The sequence below is a fragment of the Methylobacterium sp. TK26 genome (assembly GCF_055361565.1).
In genome coordinates, this window is record NZ_CM143965.1 from 47,799 (window position 1) to 72,113 (window position 24,315).

Sequence of the window (24,315 nt, forward strand, 5' to 3'; positions counted from 1 at the left end):
CAGTGCGGCGGGATCGGAGGCAGGTATGAGCGCCGAGCGGAACGATGGGCTCTCGCCGGAGCAATACGCGGCGCTGGCGGCCTTCCGGTACCGGCTGCGCCGCTTCCTCGCCTTCAGCGAGGCGGAGGCGGCCAAGCACGGCCTGCCGACGCAGCAGCATCAGGCGCTGCTGACCCTCGCCGGGCATGGGGGCAGCGGGCCGGCCACGGTGGGGCTGCTCGCGGAGCAGTTGATGATCGCCCCGCACACCGCCGCCGAGCTGGTGTCGCGGATGGTCGAGGCGGGGTTGCTCACCAAGGCGCGGGGCGCGCAGGATCGGCGACGGGCCGAACTCGGCCTCACGCCGCATGCTTCGGCGCTCCTGCACGACCTGACCGAGGCGCATCTGCGCGAGTTGCGCGACCTCGGCCCCGCCCTCGTCGCGGCGCTGGCGGGGGGCGCCGAAAAAGCGACGCAATCGCCGCCGACGAGCCCCGCGTGAGCCCGACGATTCCCTCCGGCGCCTCGTGGCGGCGCTTCTCCCGCGATGCCCTCGGCGCGACGCTCCTGGCGGGGCTCGCCATCGTCGCCTTCATCGCGGCGGCGGATCCCTATGGCCTGCGGGCGGGCCCGGGGCATCCGCCGGGACCCATCGTGGATACGAACCAGCGGCTGTCCTACCCGGCTCTCGCACGAGGCGGGGATTTCGACGCGGCCGTGTTCGGCACCTCGACGGCGCGGCTCCTCGATCCGGCTTCCCTCGACGCGGCCCTTGGGGCCCGCTTCGCGAACCTCGCGGTGAACGCCGCCACGCCCGACGAGCAGATGCGCCTCGCCGCCCTGTTCCTGGCCCGGCGCCCGGTGAAGGCCGTGCTGTTCGGGCTCGACGCGCCCTGGTGCGCCGCGCATCCGGCAGCGCGCACGAGCCACGCCTTTCCGGATTGGCTCTACGAGGAGGGGGCGCCCTGGGGCGTTCTTCGTCAGGCGAACCTGCGCGGCCTGACGGCGGCGGTGAACGCGGTTCAGGTGCGGTTCGGGCATGGGCGCCCGCGCATCCGGGGCGACGGCTACGGCGTGTTCACGCCCCCGGAGGCGAGCTACGACGCCGCCCGCGCCAGCGCCCATATCGCGGCGGGGTCGGGTGATCCGAACGCGCCCTCAGATCCACCCGAGGCGCCGTTCCCGGCCCTCGATGCCCTGGATGCCGTGCTCGCGTCACTGCCGCCGGAGACGGAGACGATCATCGCCTTCATGCCGGTCCATGCGGGGGCGCAGGGGCAACCCGGAACGCCGGTGGGCCGCCGGGAGGATGCCTGCAAGGCGAAGGCGGCCGAGATCGGCGCGCGGCGCCACGCCCTGGTCATCGACTTCCGCCGGATCTCGCCCGTCACGGCCGAGAACACGAACTACTGGGACGCGCTGCATTACCGCCTGCCCATCGCGGCGCGGGTCGTCGCCGGGCTGAAGGACGCCGCGCGCGGCGGCGGTGACGATCCGCAGGGCTTCTACCGGGTGCTGGCGCGCTGACCCCTCAGGCGGCCTGCCGCTCGGCCCGCGCCCAGCCCTCGCGGGTCTCCGCGCAGTAATCGGCGAAGCGCCCCTCACGGATGGCGGCGCGGGAGCCGGCCATGAGGTCCTGGTAGTAGGCGAGGTTGTTCCACGTCAGCAGCATCATCCCAAGGATCTCGTTGGAGCGGACGAGATGATGGAGATAGGCACGAGAATAATCGCGGGCGGCGGGGCAGGCCGATTGCTCGTCCAGGGGCTCGATGGCCTCCGCCCAGCGGGCATTGCGCAGGTTCACCCGGCCGTGCCTCGTGTAGGCGAGGCCGTGGCGGCCGGCGCGGGTCGGCATCACGCAATCGAACATGTCGATACCGCGCGCCACCGAGCCGAGGATGTCGTCCGGCGTGCCGACGCCCATCAGGTAGCGCGGCTTGCCCTGCGGCAGGTGCGGCTCGGTGGCCTCGATCATCGAGAACATCACGGCCTGCGGCTCACCCACCGCGAGGCCGCCGATGGCGTAGCCCTTGAGGTCGAGGTCCACGAGGGCGCGGGCGCTCTCGGCGCGGAGGTCGGGCAGGTCGCCGCCCTGCACGATGCCAAACATCGCCTTACCCGGCTGCTCGCCGAAGGCCACCTTGCAGCGCTCGGCCCAGCGCAGCGACAGGCGCATCGCCTTCTCGACCTCGGCGCGCTCGGCGGGCAGGCGCACGCATTCATCGAGCTGCATCTGGATGTCGGACCCGAGCAGGCCCTGGATCTCGATGGAGCGTTCCGGGCTCATGGCATGGGCGGTGCCGTCGATATGCGAGCGGAAGGTCACGCCGCTCTCGTCGATCTTGCGCAGGGCCGACAGGGACATGACCTGGAAGCCGCCCGAATCGGTCAGGATCGGCCCGCTCCACTGCATGAATTTATGCAGGCCGCCGAGGCGGGCCATCCGCTCGGCGCCGGGCCGGAGCATCAGGTGATAGGTGTTGCCGAGCACGACGTCGGCGCCGAGATCGCGGACCTGATCGGCATACATTGCCTTCACCGTCGCGGCCGTGCCGACGGGCATGAAGGCCGGGGTGCGGATCGTGCCGCGCGGCATGGCGATCTCGCCTGTGCGGGCGGCGCCGTCCTGCCCGTGGAGGGTGAAGCCGAACGACGTCGGAGTCTCGGAGGTCATCGCGTGGCTCCCGCTGCGGCCGGAAACAGCAGGCTCGCATCGCCGTAGGAGTAGAAGCGGTAGCCCGTCGCGATGGCGTGGGCATAGGCCGCCCGCATCGTGTCGAGGCCGGAGAAGGCGCTCACCAGCATGAACAGTGTCGAGCGCGGCAGGTGGAAGTTCGTCACCAGGGCATCGACCGCGCGGAAGCGGTATCCCGGCGTGATGAAGATGTCGGTGGGGCCGGAGAAGGGGGCGATCCGTCCGTCCTCGCCCGCCGCGCTTTCCAGGAGCCGCATCGCGGTCGTGCCTACGGCGACGATGCGCCCGCCCGCCGCCCGCGTGCGGTTCAGGGCCTCCGCTGTGTCGGCGTCGAGATGGCCGATCTCGCTGTGCATCCGGTGACCGTCGGTGTCGTCGGCCTTCACCGGCAGGAAGGTGCCCGCCCCGACATGCAACGTCACATGGTGCCGGCTGAGGCCCGCCGCGTCGATGGCGCCGAGCAGCGCATCGGAGAAGTGCAGGCCGGCGGTGGGCGCGGCGACGGCGCCGGGATCGCGGGCATAGATCGTCTGGTAGTCGTTGGCGTCGCGGGCGTCGGCCGGGCGCTTGCCGGCGATGTAGGGCGGCAGCGGCAATTCCCCGAGGGTGGCGATCTGCTCATCGAGGACGGGCCCCGCCAGTTCGAAGCGCAGGACGATCTCGCCGGCCTCGCCCTTCTCCATCACACTCGCCCGCAGGCGCGTCGCCTCGCAGGCCGTGCCCTCGGTTGCCTGCCCGAAGGTGAGGTCGTCGCCGGGGGCGAGGCGCTTCGCCGGGCGGGCGAAGGCGCGCCAACGGTCGGGGGCCTCGCGCATGTGGAGCATCACCTCCGTGCGCTGGCCCGGTGCGCCGGGCCGGGTGCGGACGCCGTGCAGCCGCGCCGGAATCACGCGGGTGTCGTTGAAGACGAGGGCATCACCCGGCCGCAGCAGGCTCGGCAGATCGCGAATCGCCCGGTCGGCCAGGGGTTCGCCGGGAGCCACCACGAGCAGGCGCGCCGCGTCGCGCGGCTCGGTGGGCCGGAGCGCGATGCTCGCGTCCGGCAGGTCGAAATCGAAGAGGTCCACACGCATCGCAGGGTGCGTGCACCGAACGCTTTCGCGTTTCAAGCGCGCAAAAAGAAACCCGCCGCGGCGTGAGCCGGGCGGGTTCCCGTCAGCAAGGGAAGGCCTCGCTTAGCAGTCCTTGTCGGCCATGTTGGTCGTGGACTTGGCGGCGGCGGCGTTGTTCATGGCGCCGACGGTGCCCGGCGAGGCGGGCTGGTTGCCGCCGGCCATGTTCTTGGAGCCGGCGTTCGCGCCGTCCTTGTTGGACGTGCCGTCGGTCTGGGTCGGGGCCTGCGTGGCGCCGGCATTGTTCATGGCGCCGACGGTGCCCGGCGAGGCCGGCTGGTTGCCGCCCGCGAGGTTGGCGCTCGACTTGTCCACGTCCGAACTCTTCGGATTCATGGTCTTGTCCGGGGACTTGGAGGCCGTGGTGCCGGTGGCGCAGGGGGCAGCGTAGGCGGTGCCAGACATCAGGACGAATACGGCAGCAGCACCGAGCGCGCGAGTAACCTTCATCAGACATTCCTCCAGATTTTGTAATCGTTGAAACAATGGCCTGATATGCCCGGAGGTTCCGAGACATTTCTCCCGAATGACCTTCGACGGCGGGCATCGAGGGCGGCGCATCCGCCTCCTTGCCGAGGCGGGGCCGAACGGGTACGGCTTTCGTGCCGCGGATGGCCGTCGGGGTGTGGCGCAGTCTGGTAGCGCACCTGGTTTGGGACCAGGGGGTCGTAGGTTCGAATCCTATCGCCCCGACCATCCTCCGCAGGGCATGACACCAGGAGCTTTCGAAAACCCCATGCCGAGTGCCCGCATCTACCGCCCCACAAAGGATGCGTCTCAATCGGGCCTCGCCCGCACCAAGCAATGGGTTCTGGTCTTCGACCAGACGAGCCCGCGCGAGACCGATCCGCTCATGGGCTGGTACGGCTCGAAGGACATGATGCAGCAGGTGCGCCTGGAATTCGAGACGCGGGAGGAGGCCGTGGCCTACGCCCAGCGCGAGGGTATCACCTACCGCGTCGAGGAGCCGGGCAAGGAGACGGCGCGCAAGGGCCTCTCCTATTCCGATAATTTCAAGTTCAACCGCACGGCGCCCTGGACCCACTGAGCGCCGTCCGGGAGCGGCGCGTCAGCCCTTCTGGCGCGCTTCCCATTCCGGGTAGGGCGAGGCGCCCTCCGGCCGCATCTGCTTGAGCCGCATCGGCTGCTGGTCCAGCGGCCGGCAAGTTCGGCGTAGATCTCAGCGCTACCCGCGCCGCATTCCTGCGCTTCCTCCGCGCTGAAAGCGAAGTAGCCCTCCTTGAATCCGGCGAGCCGCATGGCCGCGTGGCACATCGGGCAGGGGCGCCCGCTCGCGTACATCACGCAATCCGAGAGATCCTTGCGCCCGAGCGCTTGGCTCGCCTTGTGGATGGCGACCATCTCCGCATGGTCGGTGGCATCCTTGCTCAGATGGACCGTGTTCGGCGCCGTCGCGACGACGGTGCCGTCGCGCACGATGACTGCGCCATAAGGCGTGCCGCCTTCGGCGACATTGGCCCGCGCGATCCGCACGGCCTCCGCCATGTACTCCTCGTGCCGATCCATCAAATCCTCATCTTGCTCTGGCGGGACGTCCTCAGAACGTCGGCCGAGAGGCACGGTTCACGCCAGGATTCACTCTCCAGTGGCACTGGAGGAATTATTTACGCTCTGCTTGTATTTCGGATACCGAGCAGGGAACGGGGCGATGGCCGCGCAAGCAGGCACAAGCTTAGAGCCGAGTGCTGACATGGGAATCGTCGCTTCACCAGAGCGAATTCTCAGGCGTGCCATTCGGCGCGATCAGCTCGATGCTGCCAGACGGAGCGTGTTGCGCGCTCTTTTCATCAACCTGATTCTCGGCCTGACCTGTCTCGCCGTGGCGATCCGCGCCGACCACGGAATGGCCGGCGGAATCTGGTTCGCCGCCTCGACGGTCGCCAACCTCCTGCGGGTCTATCTCTGTCGGGCGTCCTGCGTCGGCCTCGACGACGACACCCCCGTCGATGCGGATGCGGCCGCCACGGCCATCGACCGGCGGCTGGAACTCATGGCGTTCGGCGCCTTCCTGTCCGGACTGGTCTGGGCCTGCCTGCCGTTCCTCTGCGCCGCCTACACCACGCCGCAGGCGGTCTTCTACCTCGTCGTGACCTGCGGAATCACCGCCGGGGCGGTGAGCTACGGCACGTCCTTCGCCCGCATCCCCGTCTTCTTCATCACGCCGCCGCTCGTCTCGGTGGTGGGATGCCTGTTCGTCACGGGCGGCTTCGAGCGCGAGTGCCTTGCGGTGACGACGCTGGTCTACCTCGTCGCGCTGATGCGCACCTGCTTCGAGACGGAGGCCAACTTCCGGCGCACGAGCGGGCTGAAGAACGAGGCCAACGCGCTCGCCGCGCGCATGGCGAACCGCGCGATCTGCGACGGGCTCACCGGCCTCCTCAACCGCGCGGGCTTCGCGGAGCAGGCCGAGGCGACGCCCGCTCCCTGCCTGATGCTGCTCGACCTCGACGGCTTCAAGTCGGTCAACGACATCTACGGCCACAAGACCGGCGATCAGGTGCTCGCCGAGGTCGGCCGCCGCCTGCGGGCGCAGGTGCCGGCCTGTGGCCATGTCGGGCGGCTCGGCGGCGACGAATTCGCCATCCTCTACGATCCCGCCGTGGCGGGCGTGTCCGTCCGCGACCTCGCAGAGGCGGTCATCGCGGCGGTGGCCGAACCCTTCGACCGGTTCGACACCGACCGCGTCGGCATCAGCATCGGCATCCATCTCGGCGCCTGCGACAGCCTGACCGAAGGCCTCGTGCGGGCCGACGAGGCCCTGTACGCGGCCAAGTCCACCGGCCGGAACCGCTACCGCATCTTCGATGACGAGTTGCGCGACCGCCTCGACATGCGCCGCGACGCCGAGCGCGACCTGCCCGACGCGCTGGCCGAGGGCGCCGTCGAGGTGTGGTTCCAGCCGATCTTCCGCGTCCGCGAAGGCAACCTCGCGGGGCTGGAAGCCCTGGTCCGCTGGCGCCATCCGCGCCACGGTTGGGTGCCGCCGCCGGACATCATCGCCGCCGCCGGGGTGATCGGCCTGTCGGAGGCGCTGCTGCGCTACATCCTCGACAGCGTCTACCGGATGAAGCTCGCGCTCACCGAGCATGGGGCGACCGACATCCGCATCGCCATGAACGTCTGCCCGCGCGAACTGACCCAGACCCCCATCGAAGGGCTGATCCTCGACAAGCTCGAAGCCTTCGGCCTGCCGGCGGACTGGCTGGAGATCGAACTGACGGAAGACACCGCCCTCGACGCCGCCGCCGTGTCGGACAAGCTCGGCGCGCTGTCGCGGGCCGGCGTGAGCATCGCCATCGACGATTTCGGCGTGGGCTACTCGTCCCTGTCGCGCATCCGGCAGTTGCGCGTGAACCGCGTGAAGATCGACCGCAGCCTCGTCACCGGCCTCAACGAAGCGGGCGACAAGCGCGGGCTCGTCCAGGCGGTGATCGACCTCGGCAAGGCGCTGAGCCTCGAAGTGGTGGCCGAGGGCGTCGAGACGGAGACCGACCTCGTCGCCCTGCGCGAGATGGGCTGCCCCTTCGCCCAGGGCTACCATCTCGGCCGGCCGATGCCGGCCGAAAGGGTGATCGAGAGTTTCGCCGTCCCGCTGTTGAGGGTCGCCTGAGCGTCAGCGCAGGCGGTAGTCGGACATCCGCGCGCGGCGGGCGCTGCGCCGGTAGGCCAGCACCGAATCCGGCCAGAGGGTCGTGTTGCGGCCCTGGTTGTCGAGATACCAGCTGCGGCATCCGCCGGCCTGCCAGATGCTCTCCTTCATCCGGTTGCGGATGCGCTCCACGAAGCGGACCTGCGCCGGCTCGCTGACCTCGATGGCCTGCCGGCCCTCGGCCAGGGCCTTCAGGCAGCCGATGACGTGATCCACCTGGATCTCGATCATGGCGATGATCGAGTTGTGGCCGATGCCCGTATTGGGGCCGAGCAGGATGAAGTAGTTCGGGAAGCCCGCGACGGTGATGCCCTGGAAGGCCTGCATCCCGTCCGACCACGCCTCGGCGAGGCGGCGCCCCTCACGGCCGATTACCTCCGTGCGCAGCGATCCGCCGAGCACATCGAAGCCCGTGGCGAAGACGAGGGCGTCGAGGTCGTGCTTCGTCCCGTCCGTCATCTCGACCCCCTCGGGCAGGATGCGGGCGATGGAGCCGGTCTCCAGGGTCACGTCGTCCCGCTGGAGGGCGGGGTAGTACTCGTCCGACAGCAGCACGCGCTTGCAGCCGAAGCGGTACTTCGGCGTCAGCTTCTCCCGCAGCACCTTGTCGGGCACGGCTTTGCGCAGGTTGTGCTTGGCCATCCCCTCGGCCTGGGCCGTCACCTTCGAGACGCGGGTGAACCCGACCAGTGCCGGGAATTCGAGCCGCCAGAACAGCCGCCAGCGTTCCAGAAGCCGTAAGGCGGGGAAGCGGGCGTAGCGCGCCTTGCGCGCCTCCGGGATCGCCCGGTCGTTCTTCGGCATGATCCAGGGGGGCGTCCGCTGGAACACCGTGAGGTGCCCGGCATGGCCCGCCAGTTCCGGCACCACCTGGATCGCGCTCGCGCCCGTGCCGACGATGCCGACCCGGCGGCCCTTCAGGTCCACGGAATGGTCCCAGGCGGCGGTGTGGAAGCTCGCCCCGGCGAAGTCCGCGCGGCCGGGAATGTCGGGCATCGACGGATGATGCAGCCCGCCGGCCCCGGAGACGATGGCGCGGGCCAGGATCTCGCCGCGATCCGTCTCCGCCCGCCACAGGGCGCGGGCCTCGTCCCAGACCGCCCGGCGCAGGGTGGTGCCGAAGCGGATCAGCGGCATCAGCCCGTACTGCTCGGCGACGCCGCGCAGGTAATCCTCGATCTCCGGCTGCTTGGCGTAGAGCCGGCTCCAATCGGCCTTCGGTGCGAAGGACAGGGAGTAGAGATGCGAGGGCACGTCGCAGGCCGCACCCGGATAGGTGTTCTCCCGCCACGTCCCGCCGATGCCGGGCCCCTTCTCGATCACCGCAATCGGGCCGATGCCCTGCTGCCGGCAGCGGATCGCCATCGCGATGCCGGAGAAGCCGGCGCCGACGATGAGCACGGCGAGCACGCCGTCGGTGTCCGTGGCGGCGCTCATGCGTGGGTCTCCCGGCCGGCATGGCGCTTCAGGAACTCGGCCGCCTCGTCGAGGGAGGTCTTGGCTTCCGGGAGGACCTGATCGGCGAATTGCCAGGCATGGGCGACGACGGGGAAGACGCGCAGCCGCGTCTCGACCCCCGCCGCCTTGGCGCGGTCGGCCATGCGCACGGCGTCGTCGCGGAGGATTTCGCGGTCGCCGACATGGAACAGCAGCGGCGGCAGGCCGGTCGGGTCGCCATAGACCGGCGAGGCGAGGGGCGTGCGCGGATCGCCCTCGCCGACATAGACCGGCGCCACCTCCGCGATGGATTGGGCGTGGAACATGGCATCCCGGCTTCCATTCGAGATGCGCGAGCCGTCGACGGCGGCGAGGTCGGTGACGGGGGAGAACAGGCAGGCCGCCGAGGGGAGGGGCATGCGCCGGTCCCGCGCCGCCAGCAGGAGCGCCAGGGCGAGGTTGCCCCCGGCCGATTCGCCCGCGAGGCTCGCAGGGCCGGCCGCGCGGAACGCGTTCCACGCGGCGATGACGTCATCGAGCCCCGCCGGGAACGGATGCTCCGGCGCCAGCCGGTAATCCGGCGCGAAGACCTCGAAGCCCCGCCGCGCGAAGGCCCCCGTCACCGGGCGGTGCGTCCGGGGCGAGCAGGCGACGAAGCCGCCGCCATGGACGTAGAAGAGCCGCCGCGACACCGTGCCCGACGCCGGCCGGATCCATTCGCCCGGCACGCCGCCGAGGCTGCCCGCCTCGAAGGTCGCGTCGCGCGGGTCCGGGAACGAGGCGCCGCCGAGGATGCGGCGCACGTCGTCGATGCTCTTGGCGCCCGCCAGGGGGGCCTTTACCCGGCGGCGGACCATCCAGGCCCCGATATAGGCACGCAGGCTCGCCATCTCAAACCTTTCCGCCGGAGAGGCGCAGGATCGCCCGCCAATAGCCGGCGGGCAGCAGGCGTTGGATCAGCGCGGCGTTCCGCGCGTCCTTGCCGACGACGATGCGCGGGGCGCGCCGCTCGATGCCCCGCAGGATGGCGGCGGCGGCGTCGTCCGCCGACAGGGTGAGCAACTTCTCGAAGGCGACCCGCCCGTCCTCCGCCGCCTGCCGCATCGCGTCGGCTTCCGCCGGATCGTCGGACAGGCGCGGGTTGCGGGCGTTGCGGGCGATGGAGGTCGCCACGCCTCCCGGATGCACGACGCTGACGCCAAGCCCCGTGCCGGCATATTCGTGGCGCAGGGATTCGGTGAAGCCGCGCACCCCGAACTTGCTGGTGCAATAGGCCGCTTGGCCGGGGGGCGCGATCAGCCCGAACAGGCTGGAGACATTCACGATCTGCGCGGCCGGCCGTTCCTTCAGCATCGGCAGGAAGGCGTGGCACATGCGGATCACGGCCCGCAGGTTCACGTCGAGCACCCACTCGAAATCGTCGAGATGCGTTTCCTCGAAGCGCCCGCCCAGGGCGACGCCGGCATTGTTCACGAGGAGATCGAGCCGGCCGAACCGCCGCGTGACCGCCTCGGGCAGCGCGGCGATGGCCGAGGCATCGGCGAGGTCGAGGGTGCGGCACTCAGTGTCCGCGCCGGCCGCCTTGGCGCGTGCGGCGGTGACGGCCAAGCCCTCCGCGTCGCGGTCGATGAGCATGAGCGAGGCGCCCCGCGCCGCGAGCGCCGCGGACAACGCGGCGCCTATGCCGCTGGCCGCGCCGGTCACGAGGGCGACGCTTCCCTGCAGGCGGAATCGTTGAGCCAAGCTGCTCTCCCGGCCTTCCTCCGGCGGTGCCGGATCTCAGGGGGTGATAGGCCCGGTGGTCTTCCCTGTCTAGGGTGAATACCCTAAAGTCGGTTCGTGATGACCCGCGCGACACCGATCCCGAGCGTTGCCGCCCCGCGCACCCGCGACCGGATCGTGGCGGCGAGCCTCGCACTGTTCAACGCCCGGGGGATGGGCCGCGTCACCACGGCCGAGATCGCCGCCGCGTCAACCATGCGCGAAGGCAATCTGCACTACCATTTTCCGCGCAAGAGCCTGCTTGTGGAGGCGGTCTTCGCCGCCTTCGCCGCCGAGGCCGAAGCGGTGGCCGGCGGCCTGCCGGCGGATTTCGCGCAGGCCGATGCCCTGACGGCCTATCAGCGGGCATGGTTCGACCTGATCTGGCGCTACCGCTGCATCTACCGCGACGGGATCGCCATGGTGGAGATCGCGCCCGCGTTGCGCGGCGAGGTCCGCACCCTGCGGCAGCGGACGCAGGCCCTGGCGCGGGGCGTGTTCGAGGCCGCCGCCGAAGCCGGGCGCCTGCGCATCGATCCTGACGCGCTCACGCGGCTCCTCGACAATGCCTGGATCGTGTCGAGCCACTGGATGAGCTTCCGCGTGCAAGGCAAGGCGGATCTTGAGGCGGCCGATCTCGAATGGGGGTTCGATCAGGTGCGGGCGCTGTTCCTTCCCTACATCGTCCCCGCCAACGCGACCGAAACTTGACTGTTGGTACGATCCTTCCATCCCGGGTGGGATGATCGATCGTCTGATCCACGCGGCCCTGAGCATCGCGCTGCTCCTCGCCGTCGCCTTCCTGTTCTCGGTGAACCGCCGGTTGGTGCGGCCACGTGTGGTGGTCAGCGCGCTCGCCCTGCAGATCGGCGTCGGCGCCCTGGTGCTGTTCGTGCCGGCGGGGCAGGCGGCGTTGCACGGGGCCGCCGACACCGTGGCGACCCTGCTCGCCTACGGCGACCGGGGCACCGCCTTCCTGTTCGGCGGGCTGGTCGAGCCGCGCATGTTCGAGCTGTTCGGCGGCTCCGGCTTCGTCCTGGCGCTGCGGGTGCTGCCGCAGATCCTCTACGTCTCCGCGCTGATCGGCGTGCTCTACCATTTCGGGATCATGCAGGCGGCGGCGCGGATCCTCGGCGCGGGGCTGCAACGGGTGCTCGGCACGTCGCCCATCGAATCGTTTTCGGCGGTGATCACCATCGCCATCGGGCAGAGCGAGATCGCGGTGGCCCTGCGCCCCTTCCTGCCGATGCTGACCGGGGCTGAACTCTTCGCGGTGATGTCGAGCGGCGCCTCCTCGACGGCGGGCGCGATCCTCGCCGGGTACGCGGCCCTCGGCGTGCCGATGGCCTACCTGCTGGCCGCCTCAGTAATGGCGATCCCCGGCGGCCTGCTCTACGCCAAGATCCTGTTTCCCTCCTCCGAGCCGACCCGCATCACCTCGACGCGCGTCACCTTCGGGGAGGCGAGGGCGGCCAACGTCATCGAGGCGGCGGCGGACGGCACGCAGAAGGGCCTCGCGGTGGCCGTCTCGGTCGGCGCGATGCTCATCGCCTTCGTCGGGCTCATCGCCCTGGCGGACGGCATCCTCGGCTGGGGCGGCACATTGCTTGGATGGCCCGGCCTGTCCATCGAAGCCGTGCTCGGCCGCGTCCTGTCGCCGCTCGCCTGGCTGCTGGGGGTGCCGTGGGATCAGGCGGGGATCGTCGGCGGCGCCATCGGGCAGAAGCTCGCCTTCAACGAATTCCTAGCCTACGCCTCCCTCTCGCCGACGCTGAAGGCCGGCACCCTCGATCCGCGCTCGCAGGCCATCGTCTGCTTCGCGCTCTGCGGTTTTGCGAACTTCGCCTCCATCGCGATCCAACTCGCGAGCTTTTCGAGCCTCGTCCCCGAACGCCGGTCCGAGGTGGCCTGCTACGGCCTGCGGGCGATTCTCGCCGGCTCGCTCTCGAATCTGACCAGCGCGGCCATCGCCGGCCTGTTCGTGGGGTGAGCCCAAATGAAAAACGCCGCCCCCCGAAGGAGGCGGCGTTCTCAGACCTGACGGTCCGGGATCGACTTAGTTGAAGGTGTCGATCTCAGCGGACTCGTAGCTGGTGACTTCCATGCCGACGCAGATCTCGGACACGACGGGAGCAGACCAAGCCATTATAATTCCTCCTGATAAGACTTCGGGTTGGGTGTGTAGCGTCAACTGGGCTGCGATCCGAAGATCGCGAACCACTTAGTTGAAGGTGTCGATCTCGGCCGACTCGTAGCTGGTGACTTCCATGCCGACGCAGATCTCGGACACGACGGGGGCAAACCAAGCCATCTGAACCATCCTCAAGTGTTAGAGCCACCGGTCCGGCGAACGGACCGTCTGATTTTGCCGCAGTCATCCTGATCGGCCTGCGATCCGGTCTCCCGGAGCGCTGTGCCTCTCGGCCCTGCGATATGCAGGATATAACCGTTTGCTGGCGCGCAATACAAGCGGACACGAGCTTATATTTCTCACAGTCACACCGGCGATCCGATAGCCCTGAGTTGCTGCTTTGTGCTTGACGGACGCTGCGGGGCAGCGCACGAGGCAGCCGCGCGGCACCGCCCAGGCGGGGCTGCGGCCCCTTCAATCCCAAACCAGTGAAGCGACGTGCCCGACCGATCGTGCCTGCCGCGCCCGGCCCTGCGCCGTCGCTTCCGTTAAGCCGTCTTCGCGCCGGCCTGCGGGACCGGCGAGCGGCCCGGGAGCGGCCTGACATCCTGAGGCGCGCCGCCTCGTCCCATGAGGCGCGTCATGAACGAGTTGGCTCCCTTCGACGCCCGCGTCGAACCCGCAGCCCTGGCCGCAAGGCTGGCTGACGAGCGCGCACCCGACATCGTCGAGGCGCTGAACACCGAGGCGCCGGAAGTCGCCACGGCGATCCTGCTCGGCCTGCCCATCGAGAAGGCGGTCGAGGTTCTCGACCAGCCCGAACTCGAATGCGCCGGGGAGATCATCGAGATGCTGCCCCGCGACCGGGTGGCCTCGTTCCTGTCGGGCATGTCCGCCGACCGCGTGACCGACGTGTTTCGCGAGATCGAGGAGCCCGGCCGCTCCGACCTGCGCGCCCGCCTCGACGCCGAGACGCGGGGCGCCGTCGACAGGCTCTCGGCCTATGGCGAGGAGACCGTCGGTTCGCTGATGACGACGGAGTTCGTCACCGTGCCCGGCACGTGGACGGTGGGCCAGACCCTCGAATATTGCCGGCACGTCGAGAAGACGCGGGAGACGATCTACTCGATCTTCGTCCTGGATCCGCGCACCCGCGCGCTGACGAAGGCCGTGCCCCTGCGGCGGCTCATCTCCGGCAACCCGGAGGACAACGTGCTCACCGTGGCGCCGGGCCGCGCGCCGCTCGCCGTCTCGCCCACGGCGAGCCGCGACGAGGCCGCGCGCCTCATCTCGAAATACGACCTCCTTGCCCTGCCGGTGGTGGATGCGGTGGGCCACGTCATCGGCATCGTCACCGTGGACGACATGATCGACGCGATGGTCGAGAAGCAGACGCAGGAGGTGCAGCGCTTCGGCGGCATGGAGGCTTTGCCCGAGCCCTACATGGATATCGGCTTCCTCACGATGATCCGGAAGCGGGCCGGCTGGCTCTGCGCCTTGTTCCTCTCGGAGATGCTGACCGCCTCGGCGATGCAGGGCTTCGAGGGTGAGCTGGAGAAGGCCATCGTCCTCACCCTGTTCATCCCGCTCATCATGAGCTCGGGCGGCAATTCCGGTTCGCAGGCGACCTCGCTCCTCATCCGCGCCCTCGCCCTGCATCAGGTGCGCCTGCGCGACTGGTGGAAAGTAGCGTTGCGCGAACTCCCCACCGGACTGGTGCTCGGCGGAATCCTCGGGGTGATCGCCGTGGTGCGCATCGTCGCGTGGCAGAAGCTCGGCCTCTACGATTACGGCGAGCACTGGCCGCTGGTGGCGGCGACGGTGGGTGCGGCCCTCGTGGGCATCGTGACCTTCGGGTCGCTCGCCGGCTCGATGCTGCCCTTCCTGCTTCAGCGCATCGGCTTCGACCCCGCCACGGCGTCGGCGCCGTTCGTGGCGACGCTCGTCGATGTGACGGGGCTCGTGATCTACTTCTCGGTGGCGCTGCTGATCCTGCGCGGGACGCTGCTGTAGGGCGGCGACCGATCACGTTGAGGCGACCCCCACCCACCTCATCCTGAGGTGCCTGCGTCAGCGGGCCTCGAAGGAGGGCTCCAGCCTGCCGCGCGATCCCTGGAGCCCTCCTTCGAGGCGGCTTCGCCGCACCTCAGGATGAGGGGACGATCCGGAGAAGGCTGGCTGAACAAATTCGTTCGGGTGCGGCGCTAGCCCTGCGAGGCCGCCACGAGGCGCTTGCGCTGCACCTTGCCGTTGGCGGTCCTCGGCAGGGCGTCGAGGAAGCGGATCTCGCGGGGGCGCTTGTAGGCGGCGAGGCGTTCCGCGCACCAGTCGAGCAACGCCCCGGCATCCGGGCCGGCGCCCGGCTGGAGCACCACGAAGCCGCAGATCACCGACACGTCGGCACGCACCGGCAACTCGGCCACGCCGACCTCGGCGACAGCGGGGTGGGCGCCGAGCACCACCTCGACCTCGTTCGGCGAGACGCGGTAGCCCATCGCCTTCATCAGGTCGTTGTTGCGGCCCTCGAACCAGAGGTAGCCGTCCTCGTCGAACCGGGCGAGGTCGCCGCCGACGAACCATTCGCCGCGGAACACCTCCGCCTCCTCGTCCGGCCGGTTCCAGTAGCCGAGCATCAGCGCCGGTTCCGAGCGGTGGACGGCGAGGAGCCCGCTCTCGCCCGCCGGCAGCGGCTTCGGCTCGCCCTCGACGGGAAGGATCGCCACGCGCCGCCCCGGCTGCGGCTTGCCCGGCGATCCGGGACGCACGGGGATGGTCGGGCCGCTCGAAATGTAGGTCGAGATCTCGCTCATCCCGAGGGCTTCGTAGAGCGGCTTGCCGGTCGCCTCTTTCCAGGCTTCGAGCAACTCGACGGAGAGCGGTTCGCCCGCCGTGCAGCCGTGGCGCAGGCTGGTGATGTCGTGGGCGGGTAGGTCGCCGTATTTCAGGATCTGGCGGTAAAGCGTTGGGACGGCGGCGAAGATCGTCGCGCCGTAGCGGGCGATCAGCCGGGGCCAGACGCCCGGATCCCGCGGCCCGTTGTAGAGCACCGCCGTCGCGCCCACCGACCACGGGTCGGACAGGCCGACGCCGAGGGTGTAGGTCCAGTTCATCGTGCCGGCGTGGAGCATCACGTCGGATTCGGTCACGCCGATCCAGTGAGCGAGCATCGGCCGGCGGCCGTAGGTCGCCCGGTGGCCGTGCAGCACGCCCTTCGGCCGGCTCGTCGTGCCGGAGGTGTAGATCAGCATCGCCGGGTCGTCGGCGGCGGTGTCGGCGTAGTCGGCCAGCGGTTCGCCCGCCTTCAAGGCCGCGATGGCGGCCGCATCGAGGAGGATGCGCCCTGCCAGGACGTCCGGCTCGACGGTGCAGCCGCCGGCCAACGCCACCGCCGCCGCACCGGAATTCTCCATCAGGAAGGCGGCCTCACCCTCCGTCAGTTGCGGCGACGAGGGAAGCGAGACGAGGCCCGCCGCCATCGCCCCGAAATGGAGCAGGGCGTAATCCGCATCGTTGCCCATGCGGATCATCACCCGGTCGCCGGGCTTGAGCCCCAGCCGCAACAGCCCCGCGCCGATGCCGCGCACCGCCCGGTCCACTTCGCCGAAGGTGAGCCGCGCCTCCGTCCCGTCGCCCACGAGGATGAGGGCGGTCTTCTCGGGCCGGAGGCGGGCGTTCTCGCCGATGCAGGAGCGGGCCGCGTTGAAGCGGGCGGGCGGCTGGCGGCTTTCGGTCAAGGGGCGTCTCTCTCGGGTGGCGGCGGATCTTACGTCCGCCGCTGGGTCTCCCGTTCTTCCAACCCCTTGAGCACCTTGTCGAGGGTCATCGGGTAATCGCGGATGCGGATGCCCGTGGCGTTGTAGATCGCGTTCGCGACCGAGGCGCCCGCACCGCAGATGCCCAGTTCGCCCAAACCCTTGCTCTTCAGTGGGTTCGCCTTGTCGTCGAGTTCGGGGAGGAAGAACGCGTCCACGTCCGGCACGTCGGCATGGGTGGAGACGTGGTACTCCGCGAGGTCGTGGTTCACGTAGTAGCTGTATCGCGGGTCGATCACGGCATCCTCCATCAGCGCCGCGCCGACGCCGAAGATCATGCCGCCGATGGCCTGCGACCGGGCGGTCTTCTCGTTGAGGATGCGCCCGCCGGTGAAGCAGCCGAGCATCCGCCGCAAGCGGATCTCGCCGGTATCGACGTCCACGCCCACTTCGGCGAAATGCGCCCCGTAGGAGTATTGCGAGAACTTCTTCTCCATCTCGCCGGGCTTGATCTCGCCCTTGGCCTCCAGGCCCTCGGACCCAGCGAGGTCCTTGAGCGGCACCGAGCGTCCGCCGACGTTCACGGCCCCGTTGGCGAAGGTCGCATCGCCGGAGCCGAGCCCGGCCTTCTCGACCAGCGCCTTCCGAAGGTTGTCGCAGGCGACGTAGAGGGCCGAGCCCGCCGAGGCCGCGCCGAACGAGCCGCCGGAGCCGGCCGCCTTCGGGAAGTTCGTATCGCCGAGTTCGACGCGCACCTTGTCGGCGGGCAGCCCCATCATCTCCCCGCCGATCTGGGTGAGGATCGTGTAGGTGCCGGTGCCGAGGTCGGTCATCGCCATGCGGACGGTGAGCACCCCGTCCGGTCCGAGGCGCACCGAGGCCGAGGACGGCTTCAGCGGGTTCTGCCGCGCCGCCGCCGACATGCCGATTCCGACGAGCCATTGCCCGTCGCGGTTGGTGCCCGGCTTGCCGCGCTTGTCCCAGCCGAACCGCGCCGCGCCCTCCTTCATGCAGTCGATCAGGCGGCGGGTGGAGTAGGGGATCTTCTTCTCCGGGTCCTCCTCCGGCTCGTTGCGGACGCGCAGTTCGATCGGGTCGATGTTCAGCCGCTCGGCCAGCTCGTCCATGGCGCATTCGAAGGCGAGCTGTCCCACGGCCTCGCCGGGCGCGCGCATCGAGGAGGCGATGGGCAGGTTGAGGTTCACCAGCCGGTGCGCGGTGATCCGGTTCGGCGCCGCATAGAGCGAGCGCGTTACGTTGGCCGAAGTTTCGTAGAACGCATCGCCGATGGCGGTGTCCGACCACGATTCGTGGCCGATGGCCGTGAGGCGGCCATCGTTGTCGGCGCCGAGGCGGACGCGCTGGATCGTGTCGGTGCGGTGCGTCCCGACGTGGAATTCCTGCTGCCGGGTCATCGCGACCTTCACCGGCCGCTTGATGACCTTGGAGGCCAGGGCGGCGAGGGTCGCCTCGGGGAGCGCCTGGAGCTTCGAGCCGAAGCCGCCACCGATATAGGGCGTGACGATCCTCACCTTCTCGGGCGGGAGCTTCAGCACCGAGCCCAGCGGAGGCTGGCCTCGGTTCGGCATCTGGTTCGCCGAGTACAGCACCACGGAATCGCCGTCCGGCCCCGTCTGCCATTCCGCGATGGTGGCGTGCGGCTCCATCTGGGCGTGGATCTGCGTCGGCGTCGTGTATTCGACGTCGATCTGGATCGGCGCCTCGGCGAAGGCGCCGTCGAAATCGCCCAGCGACGAATCCGGCTTGACGCCGGGCGACGTCACCATCGGCTTCGGCTCGTAGGCCGCGCCGAGGTTCGGCTTCAGCAGGCCCTTCGGCTTGGCGGTGTCGTAGCTCACCTTCACCAGCATGGCGGCGGCGCGGGCCTGTTCGAACGTTTCCGCGACGACGAAGGCGACCGGCTGGCCGTAGAACGTGACCTCGCGGCCCTGCAGCTGCGGCCAGACCTGCTCCTTCTTCTCGCCCTGCTCCGGCACGTTCTCGTGGGTCATCACGAGGATCGTGCCCGGCGCCTTGCGGGCGGCTTCGGCGTCGAGGGCCTTGATCGTCCCGGCGGCGATGGTCGCCGTGACGATGTAGCCGTAGGCCGGGTTTTTGAGCGCGTGGCTCTCGTAGGCGTAGGGCGCGCGGCCCGTCACCTTGAGGGGCCCGTCGACGCGGTCGAGGGGCTTGCCGACGAGGCCGTCGGCGCGGTCATCGAGCGGCGTGCGGCCGATCGGCTGGTTCATCTCCATGGCGGATGTCCTGCGTTCGGCGTCAGGCGCGGGTCGCTTGCGCGACGACGGCGCGCAAGGTCCTGCGGGTGAGGGGGATCTTGAAGTCGTTCGCGCCGTAGCCGCGGGCGCCCTTGAGCACCCGGTCTGCGGCTTCGTCGGCGGAGCCGGTGCGGACCAGCGCCTCCTCGGCCGCCGCCACGCGCCACGGCTTGTGCGCGAGACCGCCGAAGGCGAGACGCGCCGAGCCGACGCGGCCATTGCCCTCCGCCGCGATCACCGCCGCGATGGAGATGGTGGCGAAGGCGTAGGAGGCCCGGTCCCGGACCTTCCGGTAGATGTGCATGCCCTCGACCGGCTTCGGCAGCGTCACCGCCGTGATGATCTCGCCCTTCTTCAGATCGGTCTCGATCTGCGGCGTGTCGCCCGGCAGCCGGTGGAAGTCGGCCATGGCGATGCTGCGGATCTGGCCCTCCGGGTTCACCGTCTCGACGGTGGCGTCGAGGGCGGCCATCGCGACGTTCATGTCGGACGGGTTGGTGGCGATGCACTGATCGCTTGCCCCGACCACCGCCATGATGCGGTTGAAGCCGCCGATGGCCGCGCAGCCCGAGCCCGGCTCGCGCTTATTGCAGGGCATGGACGTGTCGTAGAAATAGTAGCAGCGGGTGCGCTGGAGCAGGTTGCCGGCGGTGGTCGCCTTGTTGCGCAGCTGGCCCGAGGCTCCGGCGAGCAGGGCCCGCGAAAGCACCGCGTAATCCTTCCGCACGCGGGGATGGGCGGCGAGGTCGGAATTGCGCACCAGGGCGCCGATCCGCAATCCGCCGTCCTTCGTATCCTCGACCTGCGCAAGGGGCAGGCGGTTGACGTCGACCAGGGTGGCGGGCGTCTCGACCTGAAGCTTCATCAGGTCGAGAAGGTTGGTGCCGCCGGCGATGAACTTGGCGTTCGGCCGCTCGGCGACGATCTTCGCCGCCTCCTGCACGGTCGCGGGACGCTCGTAGGTGAAGGCCTTCATTGTCCGACCCTCACAGTTTCGTGCCGGCGGTGTCGCGGATCGCCGCGACGATGTTCGGGTAGGCCGAGCAGCGGCAGATGTTGCCCGCCATCCGCTCGCGGATCTCGGCGTCGTTCAGGGAGGCCTTGGCCGTCAGGTCGTCGGTGACGTGGCTCGGGAAGCCGTCCTTGACCTCATTCAGCATGCCCACCGCCGAGCAGATCTGGCCCGGCGTGCAGTAGCCGCACTGGAAGCCGTCGTGCTGGATGAAGGCGGCCTGCATCGGATGCAGCGTCTCGCCCTCGGCCAGCCCTTCGATGGTGGTGATGTCGTCGCCCTCGTGCATGACGGCGAGGGTCAGGCAGGAATTGATCCGCCGCCCATTCACCAGCACCGTGCAGGCGCCGCACTGGCCGTGATCGCAGCCCTTCTTCGAGCCCGTGAGCGCGAGATGCTCACGCAGGGTGTCGAGCAGGGAGGTGCGGGTGTCGAGGTTCAGGTCATGCGCCTTGCCGTTGATGGTGAGGCGCACCGGCATGGTCTGCGGCGCCGGGTCTCCGGGGGCGGGGGTTTCGGCCCGCGCGGAGGACGTGGGAAGGCCGAAGCCGCCGAGGCCGAGGGCGCCGACGACGGCGCATCCCTCCACGACCGCACGGCGCGTGGGCGCACCCGCCTTGCCCGGTGAGTGGTCTGTCATGCTGCGATTCCGCTGAGAGACGGCCGGCGCGACCGCGCGGCGTGATCCAGAAAGCGTCAGGGCAACGTGTCATCGCGCAGGCTGGATCCACTCCAAACTGCGCCCGATCCGCACGGGGTTCGGGCCTGCCCTGGCGGCGGCGGCGTCGCCACAGGCGATGACCGATCCGCCACCTTCTGCTGAGCTTCGATCGGCTGCCGAAAGTGTTGCGGAAACCTATTGCCCCAGCATCCTGAGAACGATCATTGCCCCCGCCGGATTCTTACGGCAGCCGGTCGAAGGTCGCGGACGCGCTTGTCGGGATGCTGCGACGCACCCTGACAAACGCGCCGCAAAAGATTTATGCTCAAAGCTAGCATATCTAGACAGAGGCATCCGGCACCCATAAGTTAGACGGCACAATGCTCAAAGTGAGCATAATTGGAGGACGCCATGACGGCGACCATCGCGCCCGCCTCCCGGATGCCGGGGGCCCTTCCTCTGCCGGACCTGTACGCCCGGGTCTCCCGTCACGTCCCGGCCATCGAATGGCCGGCGCTGGCGCCGGACATTGAGGCGATCCTGCGCCTCAAGCGCGAGAAGAACGCGGTGATCCTGGCGCACAACTATCAGGCGCCGGAGATCTTCCACACGGTGGCGGACATCGTCGGCGACAGCCTTGCCCTGGCGCGCGAGGCGGTGACGGTCGATGCGGACATCATCGTGCTGGCGGGCGTCCACTTCATGGCCGAGACCGCCAAGCTCCTGAACCCGTCGAAGACGGTGCTGATCCCCGACATGGGCGCGGGCTGCTCGCTCGCCGATTCCATCACGGCCGAGGATGTGCGGGCCCTGCGCCGGAAGTATCCGGGCGTGCCGGTCGTCACCTACGTGAACACGTCGGCGGCGGTGAAGGCGGAATCGGATCTCTGCTGCACTAGCGGCAACGCCGTGCAGGTGGTGCGCTCGCTGAACGCGCCCCGCGTGCTGATGATCCCCGACGAGTTCCTCGCGCAGAACGTCCAGGCCGAGGTGCCGGAGATCGAGATCCTGACCTGGGCCGGGCATTGCGAGGTGCATGAGCGCTTCACCCCCGCCGACATCCGCGACGTGCGCGAGAGCTACCCCGGCATCACGGTCATCGCCCACCCGGAATGCCCGCCGGACGTGGTGGCCGAATCGGACTTCTCCGGCTCGACCGCGATGATGATGGACTTCGTGGTGCAGAAGCGGCCCGCGCAGGTGGTGCTCGTGACCGAATGCTCGATGGCCGACAATATCGCAGCAGCGAACCCGGACATCGAGTTCATCAAGCCCTGCAACATGTGCCCGCACATGAAGCGGATGAGCCTGCGCAACATCCGCCGCTCGCTCGAGACCCTGACCCACGAGGTCACGGTCGATCCGGCCCTCGCCGACCGGGCGCGGGCCGCCGTGGAACGGATGCTGGCAGTGAGGACGCGATGAACGCATTCTCCCGCAACCCGGCGGACCGGGTGGTGGTGGTCGGCGGCGGCGTCGCCGGCCTCAGCACCGCCCTGCGCCTCGCCCCCCGCCCAGTCACGCTCGTGACCGCCTCGCCGCTCGGCCTCGGCACCGCCACCGGCTGGGCGCAGGGCGGCATCGCCTCCGCCATGGGCGCCGACGATGCGCCGGCGCTGCACGCCGCCGATACGGAAGCGGCCGGCGCGGGCCTCACGGAGCCGGACGTGGCGCTCCGCATCGCCGCCGAGGGTCCGCGCCTCATCGACTGGCTGGTGAGCCTCGGCGCCCCGTTCGACCGGAGCGCGGACGGCGCGCTGGCCCTCGGCCTGGAAGCCGCCCACAGCCGCCGCCGCATCGTGCGGGCCGGCGGCGATTCGACCGGTGCGCGGGTGCTCGAAACCCTCGTTGCGGCGGTGCTGAACGCGCCGTGGATCGAGGTCGTGAGCGCCGCCGTCACCGATCTGCTCCGCGATGAGGCGGGCGCGGTGGCGGGCGTCGTCGCGGAGAGCGACGGGGCGCGCTTCCGTATCCCCGCCCGCGCCGTGGTGCTGGCCACGGGCGGGCTCGGCGGGCTCTACGCCTCCACCACGAATCCGCCCGGCGCCATCGGGCGCGGCGTCGCGCTGGCGGCGCGGGCCGGGGCCACGCTCCGCGACATGGAGTTCGTGCAGTTCCACCCCACGGCCATCGCGGCGGGGCGCGATCCCATGCCGCTCGCCACCGAGGCCCTGCGCGGGGAGGGCGCCCGGCTCATCGACGAGACCGGCGCCGCCGTGATGGCCGGCATCGCCGGGGGCGATCTCGCCCCGCGGGATGTCGTCGCCCGCGGCATCTTCCAGGCCCTGCAGCGGGGGCGGACGGTCTATCTCGACACGCGCGGGGCGCTGGGCGCTGCGATGCCGACGCGCTTCCCCACCGTCGCGGCGCTCTGCGCCTCGGCGGGCATCGACCCGGCGACGCAGGCGATCCCGGTGCGGCCGGCGGCCCACTACCACATGGGCGGTGTGAAGGTGGATGCGCATGGCGCGTCGAGCGTGCCCGGCCTCTATGCCTGCGGCGAGGTCTCATCGACCGGTCTGCATGGGGCGAACCGGCTCGCCAGCAATTCGCTCCTCGAAGGACTGGCCTATGCCGGGTTCATCGCGGACGGGCTCGATGCGCCGCCGCCCCGCCGGATCCTGCCCGACACCGCCCCGCGACGCGCCGGCTCCGACGTCGCGGCGATCCGCGCGGTGATGGAGACGAAGGTCGGCGTGGTGCGTGAGGAGACGGGCCTGTCCGCCGCCGTGGCGGAGCTGTCGCCGCTCGCCGAGACCTGCGACGCGGCCCTGGTCGCCTCGCTGATCGCGTCGAGCGCGCTGTCGCGACGGGAGAGCCGTGGCGCCCACTGGCGCAGCGACCATCCCCATCAGGCGCCCGCCCGCCACACCGAGACGACGCCGGCCGGCGTCGCCGCGCCCGCTCTCGCGGAGTGAGACAGCCGTGACCGACATCCTTCCCCTGCCGAGGCTCCTCGTGGAGCCGATCGTCCGCGCGGCCCTGGTCGAGGATCTCGGCCGGGCGGGCGACATCACCACCGATTCCATCGTGCCGCCGGGCGCGCGGATGAAGGGCGTCATCGCCGCCCGCCAGCCGGGCGTGATCTCCGGCACCGATGCGGCTGCCATCGCCTTCGCCCTGGTCGACCCCGAGGTGAGCGTCACCATCGCGCGCGGCGACGGCGCGAAGGTCGCCCCCGGCGACGTGGTACTCCACCTCGACGGTCCGGCGCGGGCGATCCTCACCGCCGAGCGGGTGGCGTTGAACCTGCTCTGCCGGATGTCGGGCGTCGCCACGGCCACGAACGGCCTCGTGGAGGCTGCACGGCCGCACGGCAAGGCATCCATCGTCTGCACCCGTAAGACCACGCCGGGCCTGCGCTCACTGGAAAAGCACGCGGTGCGGGCCGGCGGCGGCTCGAACCACCGCTTCGGCCTGGATGACGCGGTGCTCATCAAGGACAACCACATCGCCGTGGCGGGCGGCGTCCGCGAGGCCATCGAGCGGGCCAAGGCGCGGGCCGGGCACCTCGTGAAGATCGAGTGCGAGGTCGACAATCTCGATCAGTTGCAGGAAGCCCTGTCGGTCGGCGTCGATGCCGTGCTTCTCGACAACATGGACCCGGCGACGCTCGCCCGCGCCGTGGCGATGATCGACGGCCGGGCTTTATCCGAGGCCTCGGGCCGGATCACCGTCGAGACGGTCGGCGCGGTGGCGGGATCGGGCGTGGACCTGATCTCCTGCGGCTGGATCACCCACTCGGCGGCGATCATCGACCTGGGGCTCGACGCAGCCTGATTGAAAACGGCCGCGCTCGCGCGCATATGCCCGGCGCGATTTCCCAACC

At 70.0% G+C, this 24,315-nt stretch carries 22 protein-coding genes, 1 tRNA gene and 1 pseudogene; 11 read left to right on the top strand and 13 right to left on the bottom strand.

Annotated features, from left to right (window positions below; translation table 11 throughout):
- The first annotated feature begins 25 nt into the window (after nt 1-25).
- Together ACXJ1Y_RS00210 and ACXJ1Y_RS00215 are read left to right on the top strand one after the other, a co-directional pair.
- A complete protein-coding gene (locus ACXJ1Y_RS00210) occupies nt 26-481 on the top strand; it encodes a MarR family winged helix-turn-helix transcriptional regulator (RefSeq protein WP_463848201.1) in 456 nt (151 codons plus the stop codon).
- Complete coding sequence (locus tag ACXJ1Y_RS00215; RefSeq protein WP_463848202.1) at nt 478-1,506, top strand: hypothetical protein; 1,029 nt, start codon at nt 478-480, stop codon at nt 1,504-1,506. The genes ACXJ1Y_RS00210 and ACXJ1Y_RS00215 overlap by 4 nt, the downstream gene beginning before the upstream one ends.
- Nucleotides 1,507-1,510: 4 nt before the next feature.
- Here the strand turns inward: ACXJ1Y_RS00215 and tgt are convergent, their stop codons facing one another.
- The 3 genes from tgt to ACXJ1Y_RS00230 form a co-directional block, all read right to left on the bottom strand.
- Nucleotides 1,511-2,653, bottom strand: a complete 1,143-nt coding sequence (tgt, locus tag ACXJ1Y_RS00220; protein WP_463848203.1) for a tRNA guanosine(34) transglycosylase Tgt — start codon at nt 2,651-2,653, stop codon at nt 1,511-1,513.
- Nucleotides 2,650-3,747, bottom strand: coding sequence for a tRNA preQ1(34) S-adenosylmethionine ribosyltransferase-isomerase QueA (gene queA / locus ACXJ1Y_RS00225; RefSeq protein WP_463848204.1), 1,098 nt, complete (start codon nt 3,745-3,747; stop codon nt 2,650-2,652). The genes tgt and queA overlap by 4 nt, the downstream gene beginning before the upstream one ends.
- A gap of 102 nt (nt 3,748-3,849) precedes the next feature.
- On the bottom strand, nt 3,850-4,236 hold the full coding sequence (locus ACXJ1Y_RS00230; protein ID WP_463848205.1) for an exopolysaccharide production protein YjbE: 387 nt from the start codon (nt 4,234-4,236) through the stop codon (nt 3,850-3,852).
- 169 nt (nt 4,237-4,405) lie between these two features.
- Here ACXJ1Y_RS00230 and ACXJ1Y_RS00235 point away from each other — a divergent pair.
- Nucleotides 4,406-4,482: transfer RNA gene (locus tag ACXJ1Y_RS00235), tRNA-Pro, on the top strand.
- A 40-nt stretch (nt 4,483-4,522) separates the two neighbouring features.
- On the top strand, nt 4,523-4,834 hold the full coding sequence (locus tag ACXJ1Y_RS00240) for an ETC complex I subunit (RefSeq protein WP_243957681.1): 312 nt from the start codon (nt 4,523-4,525) through the stop codon (nt 4,832-4,834).
- Nucleotides 4,835-4,855: 21 nt separating this feature from the next.
- On the opposite strand, the pseudogene ACXJ1Y_RS00245 reads toward ACXJ1Y_RS00240, so the two are convergent.
- Nucleotides 4,856-5,313: pseudogene (locus ACXJ1Y_RS00245) on the bottom strand (nucleoside deaminase).
- Nucleotides 5,314-5,575: 262 nt separating this feature from the next.
- Between ACXJ1Y_RS00245 and ACXJ1Y_RS00250 the strand changes: the two are divergent.
- Nucleotides 5,576-7,417 carry a putative bifunctional diguanylate cyclase/phosphodiesterase gene (locus ACXJ1Y_RS00250; RefSeq protein WP_463848206.1) on the top strand — a complete coding sequence of 614 codons (1,842 nt, stop codon included), beginning with the start codon at nt 5,576-5,578 and terminating at the stop codon, nt 7,415-7,417.
- A gap of 3 nt (nt 7,418-7,420) precedes the next feature.
- On the opposite strand, the gene ACXJ1Y_RS00255 is transcribed toward ACXJ1Y_RS00250, so the two are convergent.
- Genes ACXJ1Y_RS00255 through ACXJ1Y_RS00265 form a run of 3 tightly spaced genes read right to left on the bottom strand, consistent with a single transcriptional unit; the run spans nt 7,421 to nt 10,636 of the window.
- Nucleotides 7,421-8,893, bottom strand: coding sequence for a flavin-containing monooxygenase (locus ACXJ1Y_RS00255; RefSeq protein ID WP_463848207.1), 1,473 nt, complete (start codon nt 8,891-8,893; stop codon nt 7,421-7,423).
- On the bottom strand, nt 8,890-9,783 hold the full coding sequence (locus tag ACXJ1Y_RS00260) for an alpha/beta hydrolase (RefSeq protein WP_463848208.1): 894 nt from the start codon (nt 9,781-9,783) through the stop codon (nt 8,890-8,892). The genes ACXJ1Y_RS00255 and ACXJ1Y_RS00260 overlap by 4 nt, the downstream gene beginning before the upstream one ends.
- A gap of 1 nt (nt 9,784) precedes the next feature.
- Entirely contained in the window at nt 9,785-10,636 is an 852-nt protein-coding gene (locus ACXJ1Y_RS00265; protein ID WP_463848209.1) for an SDR family NAD(P)-dependent oxidoreductase, read from the bottom strand.
- A gap of 99 nt (nt 10,637-10,735) precedes the next feature.
- Here ACXJ1Y_RS00265 and ACXJ1Y_RS00270 point away from each other — a divergent pair, with 99 nt between their 5' ends.
- Together ACXJ1Y_RS00270 and ACXJ1Y_RS00275 are read left to right on the top strand one after the other, a co-directional pair.
- Nucleotides 10,736-11,365: a TetR/AcrR family transcriptional regulator gene (locus ACXJ1Y_RS00270; protein ID WP_463848210.1), complete on the top strand. Its 630-nt coding sequence runs from the start codon at nt 10,736-10,738 to the stop codon at nt 11,363-11,365.
- A gap of 31 nt (nt 11,366-11,396) precedes the next feature.
- Nucleotides 11,397-12,644: a NupC/NupG family nucleoside CNT transporter gene (locus tag ACXJ1Y_RS00275; RefSeq protein WP_463848211.1), complete on the top strand. Its 1,248-nt coding sequence runs from the start codon at nt 11,397-11,399 to the stop codon at nt 12,642-12,644.
- 66 nt (nt 12,645-12,710) lie between these two features.
- On the opposite strand, the gene pqqA (ACXJ1Y_RS00280) is transcribed toward ACXJ1Y_RS00275, so the two are convergent.
- Complete coding sequence (gene pqqA / locus ACXJ1Y_RS00280) at nt 12,711-12,800, bottom strand: pyrroloquinoline quinone precursor peptide PqqA (protein WP_007559225.1); 90 nt, start codon at nt 12,798-12,800, stop codon at nt 12,711-12,713.
- A gap of 75 nt (nt 12,801-12,875) precedes the next feature.
- Nucleotides 12,876-12,965 carry a pyrroloquinoline quinone precursor peptide PqqA gene (pqqA, locus tag ACXJ1Y_RS00285; RefSeq protein ID WP_463848212.1) on the bottom strand — a complete coding sequence of 30 codons (90 nt, stop codon included), beginning with the start codon at nt 12,963-12,965 and terminating at the stop codon, nt 12,876-12,878.
- Nucleotides 12,966-13,427: 462 nt separating this feature from the next.
- Here pqqA (ACXJ1Y_RS00285) and mgtE point away from each other — a divergent pair, with 462 nt between their 5' ends.
- Nucleotides 13,428-14,798, top strand: a complete 1,371-nt coding sequence (mgtE, locus tag ACXJ1Y_RS00290; RefSeq protein ID WP_463848213.1) for a magnesium transporter — start codon at nt 13,428-13,430, stop codon at nt 14,796-14,798.
- Between the two features lie 191 nt (nt 14,799-14,989).
- Here mgtE and ACXJ1Y_RS00295 read toward each other — a convergent pair whose 3' ends face one another.
- From ACXJ1Y_RS00295 to paoA, 4 genes are read right to left on the bottom strand one after another with little or no spacing between them, the layout of a single operon-like run.
- Entirely contained in the window at nt 14,990-16,519 is a 1,530-nt protein-coding gene (locus ACXJ1Y_RS00295) for a class I adenylate-forming enzyme family protein (RefSeq protein WP_463848214.1), read from the bottom strand.
- A gap of 29 nt (nt 16,520-16,548) precedes the next feature.
- Nucleotides 16,549-18,792, bottom strand: coding sequence for a molybdopterin cofactor-binding domain-containing protein (locus ACXJ1Y_RS00300; RefSeq protein WP_463848215.1), 2,244 nt, complete (start codon nt 18,790-18,792; stop codon nt 16,549-16,551).
- Nucleotides 18,793-18,814: 22 nt separating this feature from the next.
- A complete protein-coding gene (locus ACXJ1Y_RS00305; RefSeq protein ID WP_463848216.1) occupies nt 18,815-19,789 on the bottom strand; it encodes an FAD binding domain-containing protein in 975 nt (324 codons plus the stop codon).
- Nucleotides 19,790-19,799: 10 nt separating this feature from the next.
- Nucleotides 19,800-20,465, bottom strand: a complete 666-nt coding sequence (gene paoA, locus ACXJ1Y_RS00310) for an aldehyde dehydrogenase iron-sulfur subunit PaoA (RefSeq protein WP_463848217.1) — start codon at nt 20,463-20,465, stop codon at nt 19,800-19,802.
- A 432-nt stretch (nt 20,466-20,897) separates the two neighbouring features.
- On the opposite strand from paoA, the gene nadA reads away from it, so the two are divergent.
- Genes nadA through nadC form a run of 3 tightly spaced genes read left to right on the top strand, consistent with a single transcriptional unit; the run spans nt 20,898 to nt 24,266 of the window.
- Complete coding sequence (gene nadA / locus ACXJ1Y_RS00315) at nt 20,898-21,911, top strand: quinolinate synthase NadA (RefSeq protein WP_463848218.1); 1,014 nt, start codon at nt 20,898-20,900, stop codon at nt 21,909-21,911.
- Nucleotides 21,908-23,404 (top strand): L-aspartate oxidase, encoded by a 1,497-nt coding sequence (locus ACXJ1Y_RS00320; protein WP_463848219.1) that lies wholly within the window; start codon nt 21,908-21,910, stop codon nt 23,402-23,404. Before nadA ends, ACXJ1Y_RS00320 begins: the two co-directional genes overlap by 4 nt.
- A 7-nt stretch (nt 23,405-23,411) precedes the next feature.
- Entirely contained in the window at nt 23,412-24,266 is an 855-nt protein-coding gene (gene nadC / locus ACXJ1Y_RS00325) for a carboxylating nicotinate-nucleotide diphosphorylase (protein WP_463848220.1), read from the top strand.
- The last annotated feature ends 49 nt before the right edge of the window (nt 24,267-24,315 follow it).